Source organism: Bacillus sp. FCW2 (genome assembly GCF_021228595.1).
Lineage (GTDB): Bacteria > Bacillota > Bacilli > Bacillales > Bacillaceae > Bacillus > Bacillus velezensis.
The window spans coordinates 3712147-3727188 of record NZ_CP089436.1 but is presented as its reverse complement, the minus strand read 5'-3'; the positions used below and the strand labels follow the sequence as shown (position 1 = coordinate 3727188).

The window sequence follows — 15042 nt, the reverse complement described above, 5'->3', positions numbered from 1 at the left end:
CGGGAGAGAGACAGATATGGAAAAACAAACCCTCAACTATCCGATTGGAGAATATCAGCCGGATGAATCGATTTCGGCCCGGCAGAAACAAGAATGGATCAATGCGCTGGAGCACGCTCCGGTCAAACTGAAACAAGCTGTCAGAGCGATGTCGGACAGTCAGCTTGATACGCCGTACCGCGAAGGGGGATGGACTGTCCGCCAAGTGGTTCACCATCTGGCGGACAGCCACATGAACGGCTATACTCGGTTTAAATTGAGCTTAACGGAGAATGAACCGGAAATCCGTCCTTATGATGAAAAAGGCTGGGCTGATCTTCATGATTCCAAAACCGCCGCTTGCGGGGATGCGCTTGAGCTGTTAACGCTCCTGCACAGAAGATGGGCCGCTCTTTTGCGCTCCATGACGGAAGCCCAATTCAAACGGACATACTTCCATCCTGTGTCTAAAGAGACGGTTACGCTGGAACAGGCGCTCGGACTATATGTCTGGCACTCTGAACATCACATCGCCCATATTACTGAGCTTTCCCGGCGGATGGGCTGGCATCTGTCTTAGAGGATGCCGGCTTCCGGAAAAACGCCAAAACAGCCGCAGACACAATCGTGCATAATGAAATAACGGCGGCTGCCGTATAAAGATGGTGGTAGCCGCTGGAAATGCCTGCTTCAATCGCATCAGAAACCGCTTTTTTGACGGCGGGAACGGGGATTCGGCTTACCTGCTCCTGCAACGAAGAAAGTCCGCCGCCGATATCGGGCGTTTGCGCCTGATCAGCGGGAATGCCGCTTTTCGCTAAACGGTTTTTGATGTCATCTCCGATCCGGTCAAAGCCCGCTGTAATGAAGCCGGCATATAAAGCCGGAGCGAGCGTCAGCCCGACCTGCCTTACGAGTGACAGCGTGCCTAGCGCTGTTCCTTTGTTTTGGCCCGCCGTTTCTGATACAAGCACATTCAGCGGAGCCCCGAGCAGAAATCCGAAACCGATCCCCGCAATGACACTCGCTATGACAAATTCCCATTTATCCGTCACCCATAACGGAAACAGGCTGAAGCCGGCAAATGCGATGGCGCCTGATACAACCGCGGAAAAGACCGGCCCTTTTTTATCCGTGATCGCCCCGCCGAGCCACGCTCCGATGCCTGACGCCAAAGCGAGCGGCGTCATCCAATAACCCGCTTTCTCCGCCGATACGTGCAAATATTGCTCCGCATAAGAAGGAATAAAAATGACCGCAGCGAGCAGCCCTCCCGATAAAAATCCGATGACGAGCGTCCATTGAAACACTTTATTTTGCAGCAGCGAGTAGGCGAGAATCGGATCGCCCCCTCGGTTTTCAACCCGCTTTTCGACCTTAAGCAGCACCAGAAAGAGAAGTGCCGATCCCAAAAGAGACCCGTACACCTTTACGTCCATTATGCTTTCTGACAGCTTCGCCCCATTGAGATTCGTAATACCGATCATGCAAGATAAGATCGCAAGAGACAGCAGCATTGTGCCGGCGAGGTCAAGCCGTTTCGCCCCAGGCTCTTTCGTTTCAGCGATAAACAAACCGCCGCACACAACCAAAGCGGCGGCAATCGGCAGGTTAATTAAGAACAGCCAATGCCACGACCCGGTTACATCAAGCAAAAAGCTCCCGATATTCGGTCCGAGGACGGCCGCCATACCGTTCATCGCCCCTAAAAGCCCGAGAGCTTTCCCCTGTTTCTCCTTCGGAAGCACGGCCAGCACATGCGAACTCCCGATTATAAAAATTCCGCCGCCGCCAAGCGCCTGAATGAGCCGTGCCGCCAAAAACATCGGGAAGCTCTGACTGAGTGCGACAAGCAAAGAGCCGAGTCCGAACAGCCCGACTTCAATCATAAACAGCTTTTTCCGCCCGTATCGGTCCGACAGCTTGCCGACAATCGGCACACTGACACTGAGTCCCAATGTGTAAAGGGTCACTCCCCAAGATCCCCATGAAGGAGAAACATCAAAAGAGCTGTTAATCGTCGTCAGAGCAGCGGAAATAATTCCGTTGTCCAGCGCCGCCATGAACACACCGATCGTAAAGAGAGTGATGGCCCGGCGCTGGTTTTTTTCTGTTTGCAAAGGCTCCGGCATACTGATCAATCCTTCCGTTTTTAATTCACTTCAAATATATTATTCACTTTGAGTGAATTAAATGTCAAACAAAAAAAGGCCGCCGATACCGGCAGGCCTTTTTCATCTCTATCCCTGTTTGGAAGAATCAAGCGCTCTTGCCAAAATGGCAAGCCCTTGATTGACCGTTTGTTTTTCTTCAGCGGTCAGCGTTTCCAATGAACGCTTCAATTTTACATGTCCTTTTTGATAAAGGCTGCGGAAAATATCTTTCGCGTTTTCCGTTAATTGAACGACGACTGAACGGCGGTCTTCTTCTGACGGAGCGCGTGTAATGAAACATGATTTTTCTAAACGGTCAAGGAGCCCCGTCGTATTTGAAAGGGAAGCGCCCATTTTCTCCGCTATGTCACTTACCTTAAGCGTCCCGTGGTTGTTCAGAAGCATCAGCACCTTCATTTGCGGCATGCTCATATCAAGCTTCATCCACTCCGACACATCGCCGAGCCCCGCCGATGTCATCACTTTCATGTACAGCACCCAAATATCCCGTTCCTCAGGAGAAAAAATATCGCCGCTTAATACCGTTGTATCATGCAGATTATAATCCATCGTCTCACTTCCTCATTCATACTCCTGCATACCATATTACTGATTTTAATCAGAGAAAGAAAGTTGCAGGCGAGTTTTGTTTGAATGTGAGGTGGTAGTGTATAATATGTTGGAGATTATTGGGGGAATTATAATAAATAAGCTATTTTATGATGATTGGAGAGAACATTGCTGACTAAAAAGAATGCCTTATCGATATTAAAAGTATTATTTCCTATTGCAGTTTTGCTTTTAGTCATTTATCAGTCCAAAAAGGAATTGACAGACCTTTCTTTTAAACGAACGCTGTACATTATTAACGGGATTGAGCGTTACGATTTATTTATTCTCGTTCTGCTCGGCCTTCTTGCCGTCAGCGCGATGTCCTTTTATGACTTTGTGCTGAAACGGACGCTTCGCCTCAACATTCCGAATTGGAAAGTATTCAGGGTCTCCTTTATCGCCAATTCCTTTAACAATGTCCTTGGATTCGGCGGTCTGGCGGGCGTCGGGCTGCGGACGATGCTTTACAAAGAACATACGAATGACGTAAAACGCCTCGTCGCAGGCATCGCCTGGCTTACGTCCTCAGCGCTGCTCGGGCTGTCCGTCTTCAGTATCCTGACCATCGCCCGGGTTCTGCCGGTTGGAGAGATTACAGGTGAGAAACCGTGGCTGTGGGCTGTCATCGCCGGCGTGGCGCTTATTGTGCCGGTGGCCTTAATCGCCGCTTGGATCAACAATAAAAAAGCTGGCGCAGAAGACGGTGAAGCAAAACCGAGGCATCCGGTTTTTTCTTACATCGGGGCATCGTTTGCCGAATGGTTTGCGGCGGCTGTCGTCATGTATTATTCTCTGTATGTCATGGGGATTCACGCGGATGTCCGCCATGTATTCGGTGTATTTGCCATTGCCGCCATCGGGGGAATCATCAGCCTTGTGCCGGGAGGATTCGGTTCGTTTGACCTTCTGTTTCTGCTCGGCATGCAGAATATGGGCTTTCCGCAGGAGGCGGTCGTGACATCCATCGTCATCTACCGGATTGTGTATTCATTTATCCCGTTTGTGTTCGGTCTGTTCTTTGCGGCCGGGGACTTAACGGAAAATACGCTTAAACGGCTGGAATCAAATCCGAAGATGGCGCCTGCCGTGGAAACGACGAACGTGCTTCTCGTATTCCAGCGCGCTATCTTGATCAGGGTGCTTTACGGTTCGCTGTCGCTTTTGGTTTTCGTGTCGGGAGTCGTCGTGCTTGCGTCCGTCGCCCTGCCGATCGACAGGGAGACGGTCATTCCGCACATTCCGCGCCCGGCGCTCCTTGCGTTTAACGGGTTATCGCTAAGCGCGGCTTTGATTCTATTAATTTTGCCGATTGAATTATACAAACGGACGAAACGTTCTTATTCAATGGCGGTTGCCGCGCTGGTCGGCGGCTTTGTGTTCAGTTTCTTAAAAGGAATGAACATCAGCGCGATCTTTATTCTGCCTGTCGTCATCGTATTGCTTGTGCTGTTAAAGCGGCAGTTTATCAGAGAGCAGGCATCGTATACGCTCGGCCAGATGATTTTTGCGGCCGCTCTGTTTATTATCGCCTTGTTTAACTACAATCTCATTGCCGGCTTTATTTGGGATAAAATGAATCGGCTCCTTCGCCACGACTATTTCGTCCATAACAATTCGCACATTACATATGCCACGATGACGGCCATTATTGTTGTGCCGCTGTTTTTCCTTGTGTTTACGTTCTTTTATCATAAAAGATCGAAGCCGATCGGAGAAGAGGCCGATCCTGAACGGCTGAAGTCCTTTTTGGCGGAAGAAGGCGGAAATGCCCTCAGCCATCTCGGCTTTCTCGGGGATAAGCGGTTTTATTTCTCAAGCGACGGAAAAGCGCTTTTATTGTTCAGCCAGATTTCCAGAAGGCTTGTCGTGCTCGGTGATCCGTCAGGACAGAGAGACTCTTTTCCGCTTGTGATTGAGGAATTTCTGAATGAAGCGCATAAGCAGGGGCTGAGTGTCATGTTTTATCAGATCGAACGTGAAGATCTGGCGCTGTACCATGACTTCGGCTATAACTTCTTCAAGCTTGGAGAAGAAGCGTTCGTGGATATGGAGGCATTTACGCTGTCAGGTAAGAAAAAAGCGGGGCTGCGGGCGATTAACAACAAATTTGACCGCGAAGGCTACACGTTCCATGTCGGGGAACCGCCGTTTTCCTCCGAGTTTATCGCCAAGCTGAAAGGCATTTCGGACGAATGGCTCGGTCCGAAAAAAGAGAAAGGTTTTTCCCTCGGTTTCTTCGACAGGGATTATCTGGAACAGGCGCCGATTGCTTACGTGAAAGACGCGGAAGGGGAGATCATCGCTTTTGCCAACCTGATGCCGATGTATCAGGAAGGCGAGATATCAGTCGACTTGATGCGTTATCGGAAAAGCGCGCCGAACGGTATTATGGACGCGCTTTTCATCCGTCTGTTTCTCTGGGCGCAGGAAAAAGGCTATACCACCTTCAATATGGGCATGGCGCCTTTGTCAAACGTAGGAACGGCTTTTACATCTTTCTGGTCGGAAAGAATCGCGGCCGTCATCTTCAACAACGTCCGGTATATGTACAGCTTCAGCGGGCTGCGGGCCTTTAAAGAAAAATACAAACCGGAGTGGCGCGGGAAATACTTGGCGTACCGCAAAAACAGATCGCTGTCCGTCACGATGATCCTCGTCACCCGCCTGATCGGAAAAACCAAAAAAAGACGCCGTTAAAAGGCGTCTTTTTTTTTGAATAATTGACTAAAAATTCTAATTTCACTCTGTTATACTGAATAACATGATCATAAGGTGAAAGGAAGGCTGATGAATGAAACAGGCAACCGTGTTTAAATATGAAGCGTTTTCCGATATTCCGGATTTGGGAAATCCCGCGGGAATCGTCTTTAACGGAGATGATTATTCAGATGAAGAGATGCAGATGATCGCCGAAATGGCAGGGTACAATGAAACCTCATTTCTCTGTAAAAGCGGAGAAGCCGATCTGCGCATCCGCTATTTTACACCCGGCCATGAAATGAATTTATGCGGACATGCTACCGTCGCCTCTCTTTACGCATTAATTGAAAAGGGAAGGCTTCAGGCTGATCAGGCATATCAAATTGAAACAAAAGCCGGCATTCTTCCCGTAAAAGCCGCTGAACGAAACGGCCGGGTATACATCACGCTCGAACAGGCTCCCCCGCAATTTCTGCCGTTTACGGGCGACAAAGAAAAGCTTGCGGCCTCGCTCGGGATTACGGCTGAGGATTTTCACAGCGAGCTGCCGATTGTTTACGGATCAACGGGGATCTGGACACTGATTGTTCCGCTGAGATCACTTAAAGCATCACGGAATATGGTGCCGGACAACGCACAATTCCCCGCTATTTTGCGCGATCTTCCGAAAGCGAGCGTTCATCCGTTTTCTCTGGAAACCGTTCATCCGGAAAGTGATCTGCACGGACGCCATTTTTCTTCCCCTTTCTCCGGTACGACCGAAGATCCCGTCACGGGAACCGCTTCAGGCGTCATGGCAGCCTATATGCGGCAATACGGAGGCTCCGAAGCCGAATGCCTCACGATTGAACAAGGCCAGGAAATCGGGAAAGACGGAAAAGTGGAAATCAGGATTACAGAAGATAACGAAAAGATGAACATCAAGATGACGGGAACGGCCGTGTATGCCGAAACAATTAATTTTCAGCTTCCGTAACGGTTTACAAAAGCGGGTCATATCCGTTATATTATAAATGATAATCATTTTCATTTGGATAGGAAGGTGAATCGGCATGCCGAAAACCGAACAATTACAGCAAAACGAAAGTCTTGCACATACAATCAGAAACAGAAGATCCATCCGGTCGTTTAAACCGGAAACCGTACCTTCTGAAGTCATATTAGATATGCTTGAAACGGCCGTTTACGCACCGAACCACAGACTGACGGAGCCGTGGCGTTTTATCTACGCAGCAAGCGAAGCGGGAAAAGCAAAGCTTGCGGACAGCTACGTCTCATTTTTCAAAAAGATAAAAGATGATTTCAACGAGGAAAAAGAGCGGAATATGAGAAAAAATCTCAGCGCCGTTCCGGGATTTTTGCTGGTCGTCTTAAAAGAAGATGAAAATGAATTTACGAGAAACGATGATTTCGCGGCGCTGAGCGGCATGATTCAAAACCTTCAGCTTCTCGCACATGAAAACGGCATCGGCATGGTCTGGAAAAGCGGCCGCATTATGTATGACAAACAGGTGCACCAAGACTTCGGCCTTGCTGACAATGAGCGCTTTGCCGCCATCATTCAAACGGGCTATCCGGATGAACAGCCTAAGGCGAAAGAACGGACGCCGGCAAAAAGCCTGTTTACCGAACTGTAAAAAAAATCCCCGTCTCTATACAGAGGCGGGGATTTCGTATTAGCGGGTTTTGCTTTTAGCTCTGTTGTCAGCGGCTTTCATCCGCGCCTGCGCTTCACGGTCAGCGGAATCAGCAAGCTCGCTTGAATATTCCTCATATGTGCCGTCTGTTTCGCGTTTCAAAGCATCCGGAACTTGAGGAAGTTTTTGTTTGTTTTTATCACGGTTTTTGTGAGTATGATTTCTGCCCATATCAATCGCCCCCTGAAAAAAGTGATATCAAACAAATATAGTATCTGCCCGGTCCCGATCTTTATTCAGTTTATTTCCGTTTGGCTGCTCTTTCCGCTTTTTTGAATTCACCGGAATAAAGGACTTCCTGCATTTTTTTCAGATTGGCTCCCTGTTGATGTTTTTCGCGCTTCTTTTCCATAAAAGAAGACCCTCCTTCAAAACAGAATACCAATAGGATTGGCTTTTATTTCCGTTTTTATGCAGATAAGAGATCCTTTAAAGCCAAATCAAGCTCTTCATACGTAAATTGAAAACCGGATGTCAGCGCCTGCTTAGGCAGGGCGCGCTGGCCTTTTACGATCAGCAGGCTCATTTCTCCCAAGGCCTTCTCCAGAAAAAGTTCCGGTACGGGAATCCAATGGGGGCGGTGCAGGACGCCTGCGATCGTCTTTCCGAATTGCTTCATTTCTACGGGGTTCGGCGATGTCACATTCATGGGACCGGACAAGTCATCATGCTCCGCCGCAAAAGCAATAAGTTCCGCGGCGTCATCCACATGAACCCATGACAGCCATTGCCGTCCAGAGCCGATGGTGCCGCCGGCTAACAGTTTATAAGGGAGAACCATGAGCGGCAGGGCGCCTTTTTCACCGAGCATCACCCCGAATCTGGCATATACCGTCCGGATGCCGAGCGCTTCAATTTTCTGGCCTTCACGCTCCCACATATGAGCCGTATGACTGAGAAAGTCTTCATTTGACGTATCGGACTGTTCGGTGAACGTTTTCTCTGTGCTTGTGCCGTAAATGCCGACGGCGCTGGCCTGAATCAAAGCCCGGGGTTTTTTCGGCTGCTGCTTCATAATCCGTCTGACTTCTCTCGTCGCTTCTATTCTGCTTGAGATGATTTGTTCTTTCGTTGTGTCCGTCCAGCGGTCAAAGATGGATTTGCCGGCGAGGTTCACCCATACATCAATAGGGGGAAGCTCGCGCTCAGGCGCCGCGTTTTCGGCCAGCCATTGAACATATGTCACATTTTTTTGTTCGGTTTCTCTCTGTTTTCTTGATAAAATATAGACATGATGTCCCCGGCGGGTCAACACACCTGTCAGATGCCGGCCCAGAAAACCGGTGCCGCCTGTCATCGCGATATTCATATCCATCTCTCCTTACACGTTGATATATATACTGTACCTCATTTGCCAAAAAGAAAAACGCCTGAACATCGGGGCGGGAAAGGAGACCGGGATGCCGTTTATTACAAAAATATCGACCCAAAAGAAAAATACCGAGCGCTTCAACATCTTTCTTGATGAGAAATATGCATTCAGCGTCGACGCGGACGTGCTTGTGCGTTTTGACCTGAAGAAAGGGAAAGAACTGGACGAGCTTGACATTCTTGAAATCCAGCATGGCGATGACGTGAAAAAAGCCTTTAATCGCGCCGTAGAATTTTTATCATACCGGATGCGCTCTGAAAAAGAAGTCCGGGATCATCTGAAGAAAAAAGAAACACCGGACATGGTCATTTCTGAAGTCATCCATAAACTGTACGATTACCGCTACTTAAATGACAAAGAATTTGCCGAAGCTTATGCGAGCACCCACAAAAAAACAAACGGCAAAGGCCCTGACGTCCTGTTCCGCGAGCTGAAAGCGAAAGGAATAGACGACGATACCATCAAGGAGACGCTCAGTGCGTTTACATTTGATGATCAAATACAAGAAGCGCTGAAACATATCGGCAAAATCCTCAAAAAAGACAAAAAGCTGTCCACAAAAGAGATCAGACAGCGGGCGCAGATGCAGCTTCAGCGAAAAGGTTTCCCTTTCGACGTCATCAATGCCGCTCTGGAACAGACGGAGTATGAAAATGATGATGAAGCCGAGATGGAAGCTCTGAAGGCTCATGCGGAAAAAGCGATCAGGAAATACCGCTATGACGGCAGTTATGAAAGCGGAATGAAGGTCAAACAGTACTTATTCAGAAAAGGATTCTCGATTGACGATATTGATCAATTCTTGCAGGAAGAGGAGTAAACTGAAATGGACAAACGATACAGTCAAATGACGCCTCATGAACTACAGACAGAAATTGCGGGACTGACGGAAAAAGCGCGAAAAGCGGAACAGATGGGTATTGTAAATGAACTGGCCGTGCTTGAACGGAAAATTACGATGGCCAAAGCCTACATGCTGAACCCGGAAGACTTTCGGCCCGGCGGGGTGTATCAGATAGAAGGTTCTGATGACACTTTCCGCATTGATTACATCAACGGCGTATTCGCCTGGGGACACAGATCTTCCCCGTCTGACGGGGAAGAAGCGCTGCCGATTTCCGTTTTAAAAGAAAAAAAATAACAAAAGAGGCCGGTTCCGGCCTCTTTTTCTTTTCGGGCACATTCGTTTCAACCTTTCAGTAAAAAATGATTGAATTCATTTTTGATATCTTTTAAGATGGAATTCGTTGTTTTTTTAAATAAAAAGGAGGCGATTTGCGTTGAATATCAAAATGAAACAGCCATCTGTGAAATTAATGATTTTTGTTTTAATGATTTGCACATTTTCCATCGGGTATACGGAATATGCTGTCATGGGTATTCTGACGTCGATTGCCGATGACTTTCATATACATGTATCTTCAGCGGGCATGCTTGTTACGGCGTACGCGGCAAGCGTCTGCCTGACGGGCCCGATCGTAACCATTATCGCGGTTAAGCTGCCGAGAAAGCCGGTTCTGCTAGGGTTGATGGGCATCTTCGTCCTTGCCAACCTGATGAGCGTCTTTGCGCCGAACTTCGCCGTGCTGGCGATTTCCAGAATTTTATCCGCATCCATCCACGGAGCTTTTTTTGCGATCGCCATGGTGTTTGCGAGTGAAATGGTGCCGCCTGAAAAACGTTCCGCCGCCGCGGCTTCCATGAACGGCGGATTAACCGTGGCGCTGATGCTCGGCGTCCCGTTCGGCTCTTATTTAGGGGATGCCCTTAACTGGCGGGCCGTCTTTTTCATTATTTCCGTTTTAGGCATGATCGGGCTGATCGGACTGATGCTGGTCGTACCGAACCGGAAACCGAAAGTGATTCCGGTGCTGATGAATGAATGGAGTGTCTTTAAGCATAAACAAGTGATTTTTTCCTTTGCGATCACCATTCTCGGCTACTCAGGCGTATTTATCGCTTACACGTTTATTGAGCCGATTTTAAGAGATTCAGCGGGGTTCGGCACAGTCGGCATTACAGGCGCATTATTCGCCTACGGTCTCGGCGGAGTGGCGGGGAATTTCTTCGCGGGCAAAGTGCCGCTCAAACTGCTGACGCGCACGATGATCGGTGTGATGATCGGCTTGATCGGCGTCTTGGCGATTTTCCCTTATATCGCCGTTTTTCCAGCCGCCGCCGTTTCAGCGACATTTTTATTCGGCGCATGTGCGTTCGGCACGCCGCCGCTTTTGCAGACCAAGGTTATTTCTTCCTCTGAAAACGGCACGACAATCGCCGCTGCGGTGAGCGTTTCCGCCTTTAACCTGGCAAACGCGCTCGGCGCCTGGATCGGCGGGTTGATTCTCGGGGGAACGGGATCTTACTCATGGCTGTTTGCCGGCGGTGCGCTGATGACGGCTCTCGGCCTTGTGCTTTCCACGTTCGCTCATCTGTCTGAGAAGAAAGATGTCTATGAATACCAAGTGCATAAAGGATAACAAAAAGCTTGCAGGGGATATTCCGCCTGCAAGCTTTTTTCAGTGTTTCAATGTAATGCTGATCACCGTATGTTTATCACTCTCAGCTAAGGAAATATTCCGGGTTTCCGGTACCCCGTCTTTTTCAAAAACGACGGCATAGGTTCCTTTCGCGCCGCTTTTCCATGCAATATCGCCGTGGTGATCAGTCTTGCCTATTATCTCTCCGCGGTCTATATTCGGCTGATGATCTGACTCCGCCGCTTTCATCACGGTGACCGTCACACCGGCCGCCGGTGAACCGTCTGCATCCTCAACATGGAGCGTAACGGGCAGTGCTTTTTTGTCGGCGGAATCATCCGCTTTGCCGCATCCGCATAAAACGGCCGCGGCGAGCAAGAAAACAAAAGCTTTATTGATTTGACCAATATTGAATGTTGTCGAATACACTGTTTGTCACCCTTGTTCCCAGATTATAAGACGACCCGCCGTTTGTATGAATGGCAATGGCGGTCTGGCCGGTGTCGCTGTAATTGCGGTAAACGGGCGATCCGCTCTGGCAGCCGAACGTATCTGTCGTGTAGGTGAGTTTATATGTCTCGGCAGAACGTATCGGCTTGCTGTCCGACCACATGGAACCGGACACTTTGTCGCACGGATACCCTGTCACGGTTGAGGAAAGCCCGGCCGGACTGGAACTGTTGGTCGTCCGGTAGCCGTACCAGCCGACAGTATTCCCGGGCGACCCGTTTACTTTGATTGCGCCGTAGTCGTAGTTTGTGTCACCGTTTTCTGTCCACCCTTTGACGCTGTAGAATGTCTTGCCTGAATAAGAGCCGTACGGGTACGATGACCCGTTGCGGCCGGGAGCTGCCGTAATTTTCGATGCCCAGCCGTTTTTCTGATCATACACGCAATGTCCCGCCGTAACGATCGTGTCGGCATTGACAAAAAAACCGGTGCATCCGTAAGTGCTTGTGCTGCCGCTGTATGTAACGGTCAGCTGTGCTGTCGCGCGATATGGAAATGATGTTGTAGGAGAAATTCTGATTCGTTCGTCTGTCCCAATAATACTGGAAGGCTTTAATGACTTGATGTCAGCTTTGCTGTTTTGTGCAAGCTGTCTTTTGGTGAGGCCCGTTCCTTCATAAGCGGGGGATGTCTGTGTTGTTTGTACAGGCTGATTCAGATGTGCGTCAAACTCCTCACCGCTGTTTGATACAGATGTCTGCGGACTGCCCTCTGCTTCTGCTGAAACAGCAAATAATGAAACTGACAGTAAGAATGCGGTAAGGCTCAGCAATCGTTTTGAAACTGTCTTCATTTTATAAAACCCCTCCTTTTTTGTCTACCGGCTTTCGGTTGAACATTTAACATATTATGGAATTTATTTAGCGTTATGACCTCAAAAGAATGTTTTTCTCCGCAAAAAAGAGACCGGATCATTCCCGGTCTCTTACGGTGTGTGTTATCGTCTGCCTGAAGCTCTCATGCGCTCTTGCGGGTGCGAATTAATTGAACCGTCCGCCCGTTTAGAAGCGTAGTCATCCTTTGCACGCGGTTCGCCTTCAAACTTATTATTGTTCTGATTAGGAAATCCTTTTGCCTTGTTCCGGACCATTTGTTTTCCCCCTCGGCCAATATCAAAAGGTTGCGCCTTCTGGACTGAAGACGTAAAGTTAGTATATGCCTGTGACAAGCTGCGTAAAAGCAGCAGGTTTTCCCAAGGAAAGGAGACAGAGACATGAATACATATATCGACAAACTGACGAATTTGCTGCTTGAGAAAAATGACATGCTCAGCTATTTGCAAGCGCGAACTTGGGTTGAGCTTTTATGGGGAGATTTCGAAGCGACTTACGCAAAAGCCGGCCGCCCGTATCAAGGAGAGCAAATGACGGAACGCGTCGTCAAGGAATGGATCGAATCATACGGCAGCAAGCTCCATATGTTCCAGAGCGTTCGGGAAGACGTTTCTCATTATTTGGATCAAAGCAGGGGCCTCCTGCATTAACATAGCAGTGCGCCCGCCGGATATATTCCGGCGGTTTTTTCTTTTTATAAAAGAAATGGGAAAATCATGTTTGACGACCCGCGGAATGTGGAAATGTGTAATAACTTATAAAATAGCGGGGAGGAACCACAATGAACATGAAAAAGGGGTTAACCGCATTTATTCCGGCCGCAGGACTTTGCTTATTTTTAGCCGCAGGCACCGTTTTTTTCGATCCGGCAGCGAATGCCGCAGCAGTTCACCAGACAAAAATAGACACCGCAGCAGATACATATATCGTGAAAGCAGGAGAACTTAACGTCCGCAAAGAACCAAATAAACAAGGGTCGATTATCGGCACGCTTCGTTCAGAGGATTCCGTAAAGGTTAAACGGCTTCAAGGAGCAGATTGGGCTGAGATTGACTACAAAGGTCACAAAGCCTATATTTCCACGCATTTTCTGATGAAGCAGCCGGTGAAGGCGGTGACGGCGAAACAAACCGCTTTTTATACGCCGACTTTGGAAACCGGCAAAAAAGCGTCCGTTAAAGCGGGTGAAACCGTCAATGTGCTCGGCTGGGGGTTCAGCCATGACGGAGGGTGTGACCGTAAATGGGCGTACGTCACATACGGCGGGAAAGCAGGTTATGTGAAAACGGCCGACTTAACTCAAAAATAAAGATTCAGGCAGGCGAATGAGCCTGCTTTTTTTCTGAAACTTTCCGCCTTTCCTTTCGTAAAAGATGAAAAGGAGAGTGAGGGATATGATAATGGTGATCGGCGGCCTTCTGATGGCTGCGGCCGGCATTTTAGTCACATTTTTTCCGCCGAAGTCGATCAACAGCCTGTACGGATATCGGACGAAGCGCTCTATGGCGGATGAGTCGCAGTGGAGAGAAGGAAATCGATTCAGTGCGCTCCTCATGATTTTGTTCGGCCTTATTTCGGCGGCAGCTGGATTTGCGGGCAGCCTGCTTATCCGGCTGACTCAGCCGTTCGCCCTGATCGTTCAGGCCGTATTGTTGATTGCGATCAGCGTACTGATCATCGTCTTAACAGAAAGAAGATTGAAACAAACGGGGAGGAGAATCGATGAATGACATTACGTTTCACATGATCGAAACAAACGGAGTGACGCTGCACACGGCTTCAGCCGGTCCGAAAGACGGTCCTTTGGCGGTGCTGCTGCACGGATTTCCGGAATTCTGGTACGGCTGGAAGAGTCAGATCAAACCGCTGGCGGATGCCGGATACCATGTTGTCGTGCCTGATCAGCGCGGCTATAATCTCAGTGACAAACCGGAGGGCATTGAAAACTATACCATTGATACGCTCAGAGACGACATTATCGGGCTGATCACTCATTTTACAGATGACAAGGCCGTCGTCATCGGACACGATTGGGGAGGAGCCGTGGCCTGGCATTTGGCATCCACGCGGCCGCAATACGTAGAAAAATTGATCACGGTCAATATCCCGCATCCGGCGGTTATGCGGAAGGTCACACCGTTCTACCCGCCGCAGTGGAAGAAAAGCTCTTATATCGCGTTCTTTCAGCTTCCGGAAAAGCCGGAACGGAGATTGTCTGAAGACAATTACCGCGTATTGGATCACGCGATCGGCTTATCCGAACGCCCGGCGCTTTTTTCACGGGAAGATATCGGCAGCTACAAAGAAGCATGGGGCAGAAAAGGAGCGCTCACGGCGATGCTGAACTGGTACCGGGCGATCAGAGCCGGCGGTTTAGGCCCTGCCGTTCCGCTTAAAATGCCCGTTCCGTACCGATTAATATGGGGCGTCAATGACCGCGCGCTGAGCAAAAAGCTTGCCAAGGAAACAAAACGGATGATTCCAAACGGCGACTTAATCTTTATAGACGATGCCTCACATTGGGTCATTCACGAAAAACCGCGCATCGTCAGCCATTTGATTCACGAATACCTTCAGCAATAAAGTCTGTCCCGCGTACAGACTTTTTCTTTTTTTTTCTCATATCTGCCGAAAAACATGACAAAATATAAACCATATGCAGAAAAAAATTTCTTTCCCTGTAACAAAAAAAGGGTTTAAACGTCA

19 protein-coding genes are annotated in these 15042 nt (G+C 48.9%); 11 read left to right on the top strand and 8 right to left on the bottom strand.

Translation table 11 applies throughout. From position 1 onward, the window contains the following. The first annotated feature begins 16 nt into the window (after positions 1 to 16). Positions 17 to 559 carry a bacillithiol transferase BstA gene (bstA, locus tag K3G25_RS18535; protein ID WP_021493845.1) on the top strand — a complete coding sequence of 181 codons (543 nt, stop codon included), beginning with the start codon at positions 17 to 19 and terminating at the stop codon, positions 557 to 559. Here bstA and K3G25_RS18530 read toward each other — a convergent pair. Both K3G25_RS18530 and K3G25_RS18525 read right to left on the bottom strand, forming a co-directional pair. Further along, positions 519 to 2111 (bottom strand): MFS transporter, encoded by a 1593-nt coding sequence (locus K3G25_RS18530; protein WP_021493844.1) that lies wholly within the window; start codon positions 2109 to 2111, stop codon positions 519 to 521. The genes bstA and K3G25_RS18530 overlap by 41 nt on opposite strands. Positions 2112 to 2219: 108 nt before the next feature. Next, entirely contained in the window at positions 2220 to 2702 is a 483-nt protein-coding gene (locus K3G25_RS18525; RefSeq protein WP_012117110.1) for a MarR family transcriptional regulator, read from the bottom strand. Positions 2703 to 2870: 168 nt separating this feature from the next. Here K3G25_RS18525 and mprF point away from each other — a divergent pair, with 168 nt between their 5' ends. The 3 genes from mprF to K3G25_RS18510 all read left to right on the top strand — a co-directional run bounded on the left by mprF (position 2871) and on the right by K3G25_RS18510 (position 7081). Then, a complete protein-coding gene (gene mprF / locus K3G25_RS18520; RefSeq protein WP_095061114.1) occupies positions 2871 to 5441 on the top strand; it encodes a bifunctional lysylphosphatidylglycerol flippase/synthetase MprF in 2571 nt (856 codons plus the stop codon). Between the two features lie 94 nt (positions 5442 to 5535). Continuing rightward, complete coding sequence (locus K3G25_RS18515; protein WP_061861285.1) at positions 5536 to 6420, top strand: PhzF family phenazine biosynthesis isomerase; 885 nt, start codon at positions 5536 to 5538, stop codon at positions 6418 to 6420. A gap of 76 nt (positions 6421 to 6496) precedes the next feature. Continuing rightward, the gene (locus K3G25_RS18510; RefSeq protein ID WP_007408549.1) at positions 6497 to 7081 is read left to right on the top strand and encodes a nitroreductase family protein; all 585 of its coding nucleotides are present in this window, start codon (positions 6497 to 6499) and stop codon (positions 7079 to 7081) included. A 39-nt stretch (positions 7082 to 7120) separates the two neighbouring features. Here the strand turns inward: K3G25_RS18510 and K3G25_RS18505 are convergent, their stop codons facing one another. The 3 genes from K3G25_RS18505 to K3G25_RS18495 all read right to left on the bottom strand — a co-directional run bounded on the left by K3G25_RS18505 (position 7121) and on the right by K3G25_RS18495 (position 8450). Continuing rightward, positions 7121 to 7312, bottom strand: a complete 192-nt coding sequence (locus tag K3G25_RS18505) for a YfhD family protein (protein ID WP_003155508.1) — start codon at positions 7310 to 7312, stop codon at positions 7121 to 7123. A gap of 70 nt (positions 7313 to 7382) precedes the next feature. Next, entirely contained in the window at positions 7383 to 7493 is a 111-nt protein-coding gene (locus tag K3G25_RS18500; RefSeq protein ID WP_003155504.1) for a YfhE family protein, read from the bottom strand. Between the two features lie 57 nt (positions 7494 to 7550). Then, the gene (locus K3G25_RS18495; RefSeq protein WP_072176834.1) at positions 7551 to 8450 is read right to left on the bottom strand and encodes a TIGR01777 family oxidoreductase; all 900 of its coding nucleotides are present in this window, start codon (positions 8448 to 8450) and stop codon (positions 7551 to 7553) included. Between the two features lie 91 nt (positions 8451 to 8541). Here K3G25_RS18495 and recX point away from each other — a divergent pair, with 91 nt between their 5' ends. From recX to K3G25_RS18480, 3 genes are all read left to right on the top strand, one after another. Then, positions 8542 to 9333, top strand: coding sequence for a recombination regulator RecX (recX, locus tag K3G25_RS18490; RefSeq protein WP_022552784.1), 792 nt, complete (start codon positions 8542 to 8544; stop codon positions 9331 to 9333). Between the two features lie 6 nt (positions 9334 to 9339). Then, a complete protein-coding gene (locus tag K3G25_RS18485; protein ID WP_007408553.1) occupies positions 9340 to 9654 on the top strand; it encodes a YfhH family protein in 315 nt (104 codons plus the stop codon). A 145-nt stretch (positions 9655 to 9799) separates the two neighbouring features. Then, complete coding sequence (locus K3G25_RS18480; RefSeq protein ID WP_129091760.1) at positions 9800 to 10993, top strand: MFS transporter; 1194 nt, start codon at positions 9800 to 9802, stop codon at positions 10991 to 10993. 39 nt (positions 10994 to 11032) lie between these two features. Here K3G25_RS18480 and K3G25_RS18475 read toward each other — a convergent pair whose 3' ends face one another. The 3 genes from K3G25_RS18475 to K3G25_RS18465 all read right to left on the bottom strand — a co-directional run bounded on the left by K3G25_RS18475 (position 11033) and on the right by K3G25_RS18465 (position 12593). Next, complete coding sequence (locus K3G25_RS18475; protein ID WP_061861286.1) at positions 11033 to 11422, bottom strand: DUF2606 family protein; 390 nt, start codon at positions 11420 to 11422, stop codon at positions 11033 to 11035. Further along, positions 11385 to 12296, bottom strand: a complete 912-nt coding sequence (locus tag K3G25_RS18470; protein ID WP_029973980.1) for a trypsin-like serine peptidase — start codon at positions 12294 to 12296, stop codon at positions 11385 to 11387. Before K3G25_RS18470 ends, K3G25_RS18475 begins: the two co-directional genes overlap by 38 nt. A gap of 144 nt (positions 12297 to 12440) precedes the next feature. Next, positions 12441 to 12593 carry a small, acid-soluble spore protein K gene (locus K3G25_RS18465; RefSeq protein ID WP_003155495.1) on the bottom strand — a complete coding sequence of 51 codons (153 nt, stop codon included), beginning with the start codon at positions 12591 to 12593 and terminating at the stop codon, positions 12441 to 12443. A 123-nt stretch (positions 12594 to 12716) separates the two neighbouring features. On the opposite strand from K3G25_RS18465, the gene K3G25_RS18460 reads away from it, so the two are divergent. The 4 genes from K3G25_RS18460 to K3G25_RS18445 all read left to right on the top strand — a co-directional run bounded on the left by K3G25_RS18460 (position 12717) and on the right by K3G25_RS18445 (position 14919). Next, complete coding sequence (locus K3G25_RS18460; RefSeq protein WP_003155492.1) at positions 12717 to 12986, top strand: YfhJ family protein; 270 nt, start codon at positions 12717 to 12719, stop codon at positions 12984 to 12986. 131 nt (positions 12987 to 13117) lie between these two features. Continuing rightward, positions 13118 to 13645 carry an SH3 domain-containing protein gene (locus tag K3G25_RS18455; RefSeq protein WP_232489460.1) on the top strand — a complete coding sequence of 176 codons (528 nt, stop codon included), beginning with the start codon at positions 13118 to 13120 and terminating at the stop codon, positions 13643 to 13645. A gap of 85 nt (positions 13646 to 13730) precedes the next feature. Continuing rightward, on the top strand, positions 13731 to 14066 hold the full coding sequence (locus K3G25_RS18450; RefSeq protein WP_017419152.1) for an SdpI family protein: 336 nt from the start codon (positions 13731 to 13733) through the stop codon (positions 14064 to 14066). After that, positions 14059 to 14919, top strand: a complete 861-nt coding sequence (locus K3G25_RS18445) for an alpha/beta fold hydrolase (RefSeq protein WP_095061110.1) — start codon at positions 14059 to 14061, stop codon at positions 14917 to 14919. The genes K3G25_RS18450 and K3G25_RS18445 overlap by 8 nt, the downstream gene beginning before the upstream one ends. The last annotated feature ends 123 nt before the right edge of the window (positions 14920 to 15042 follow it).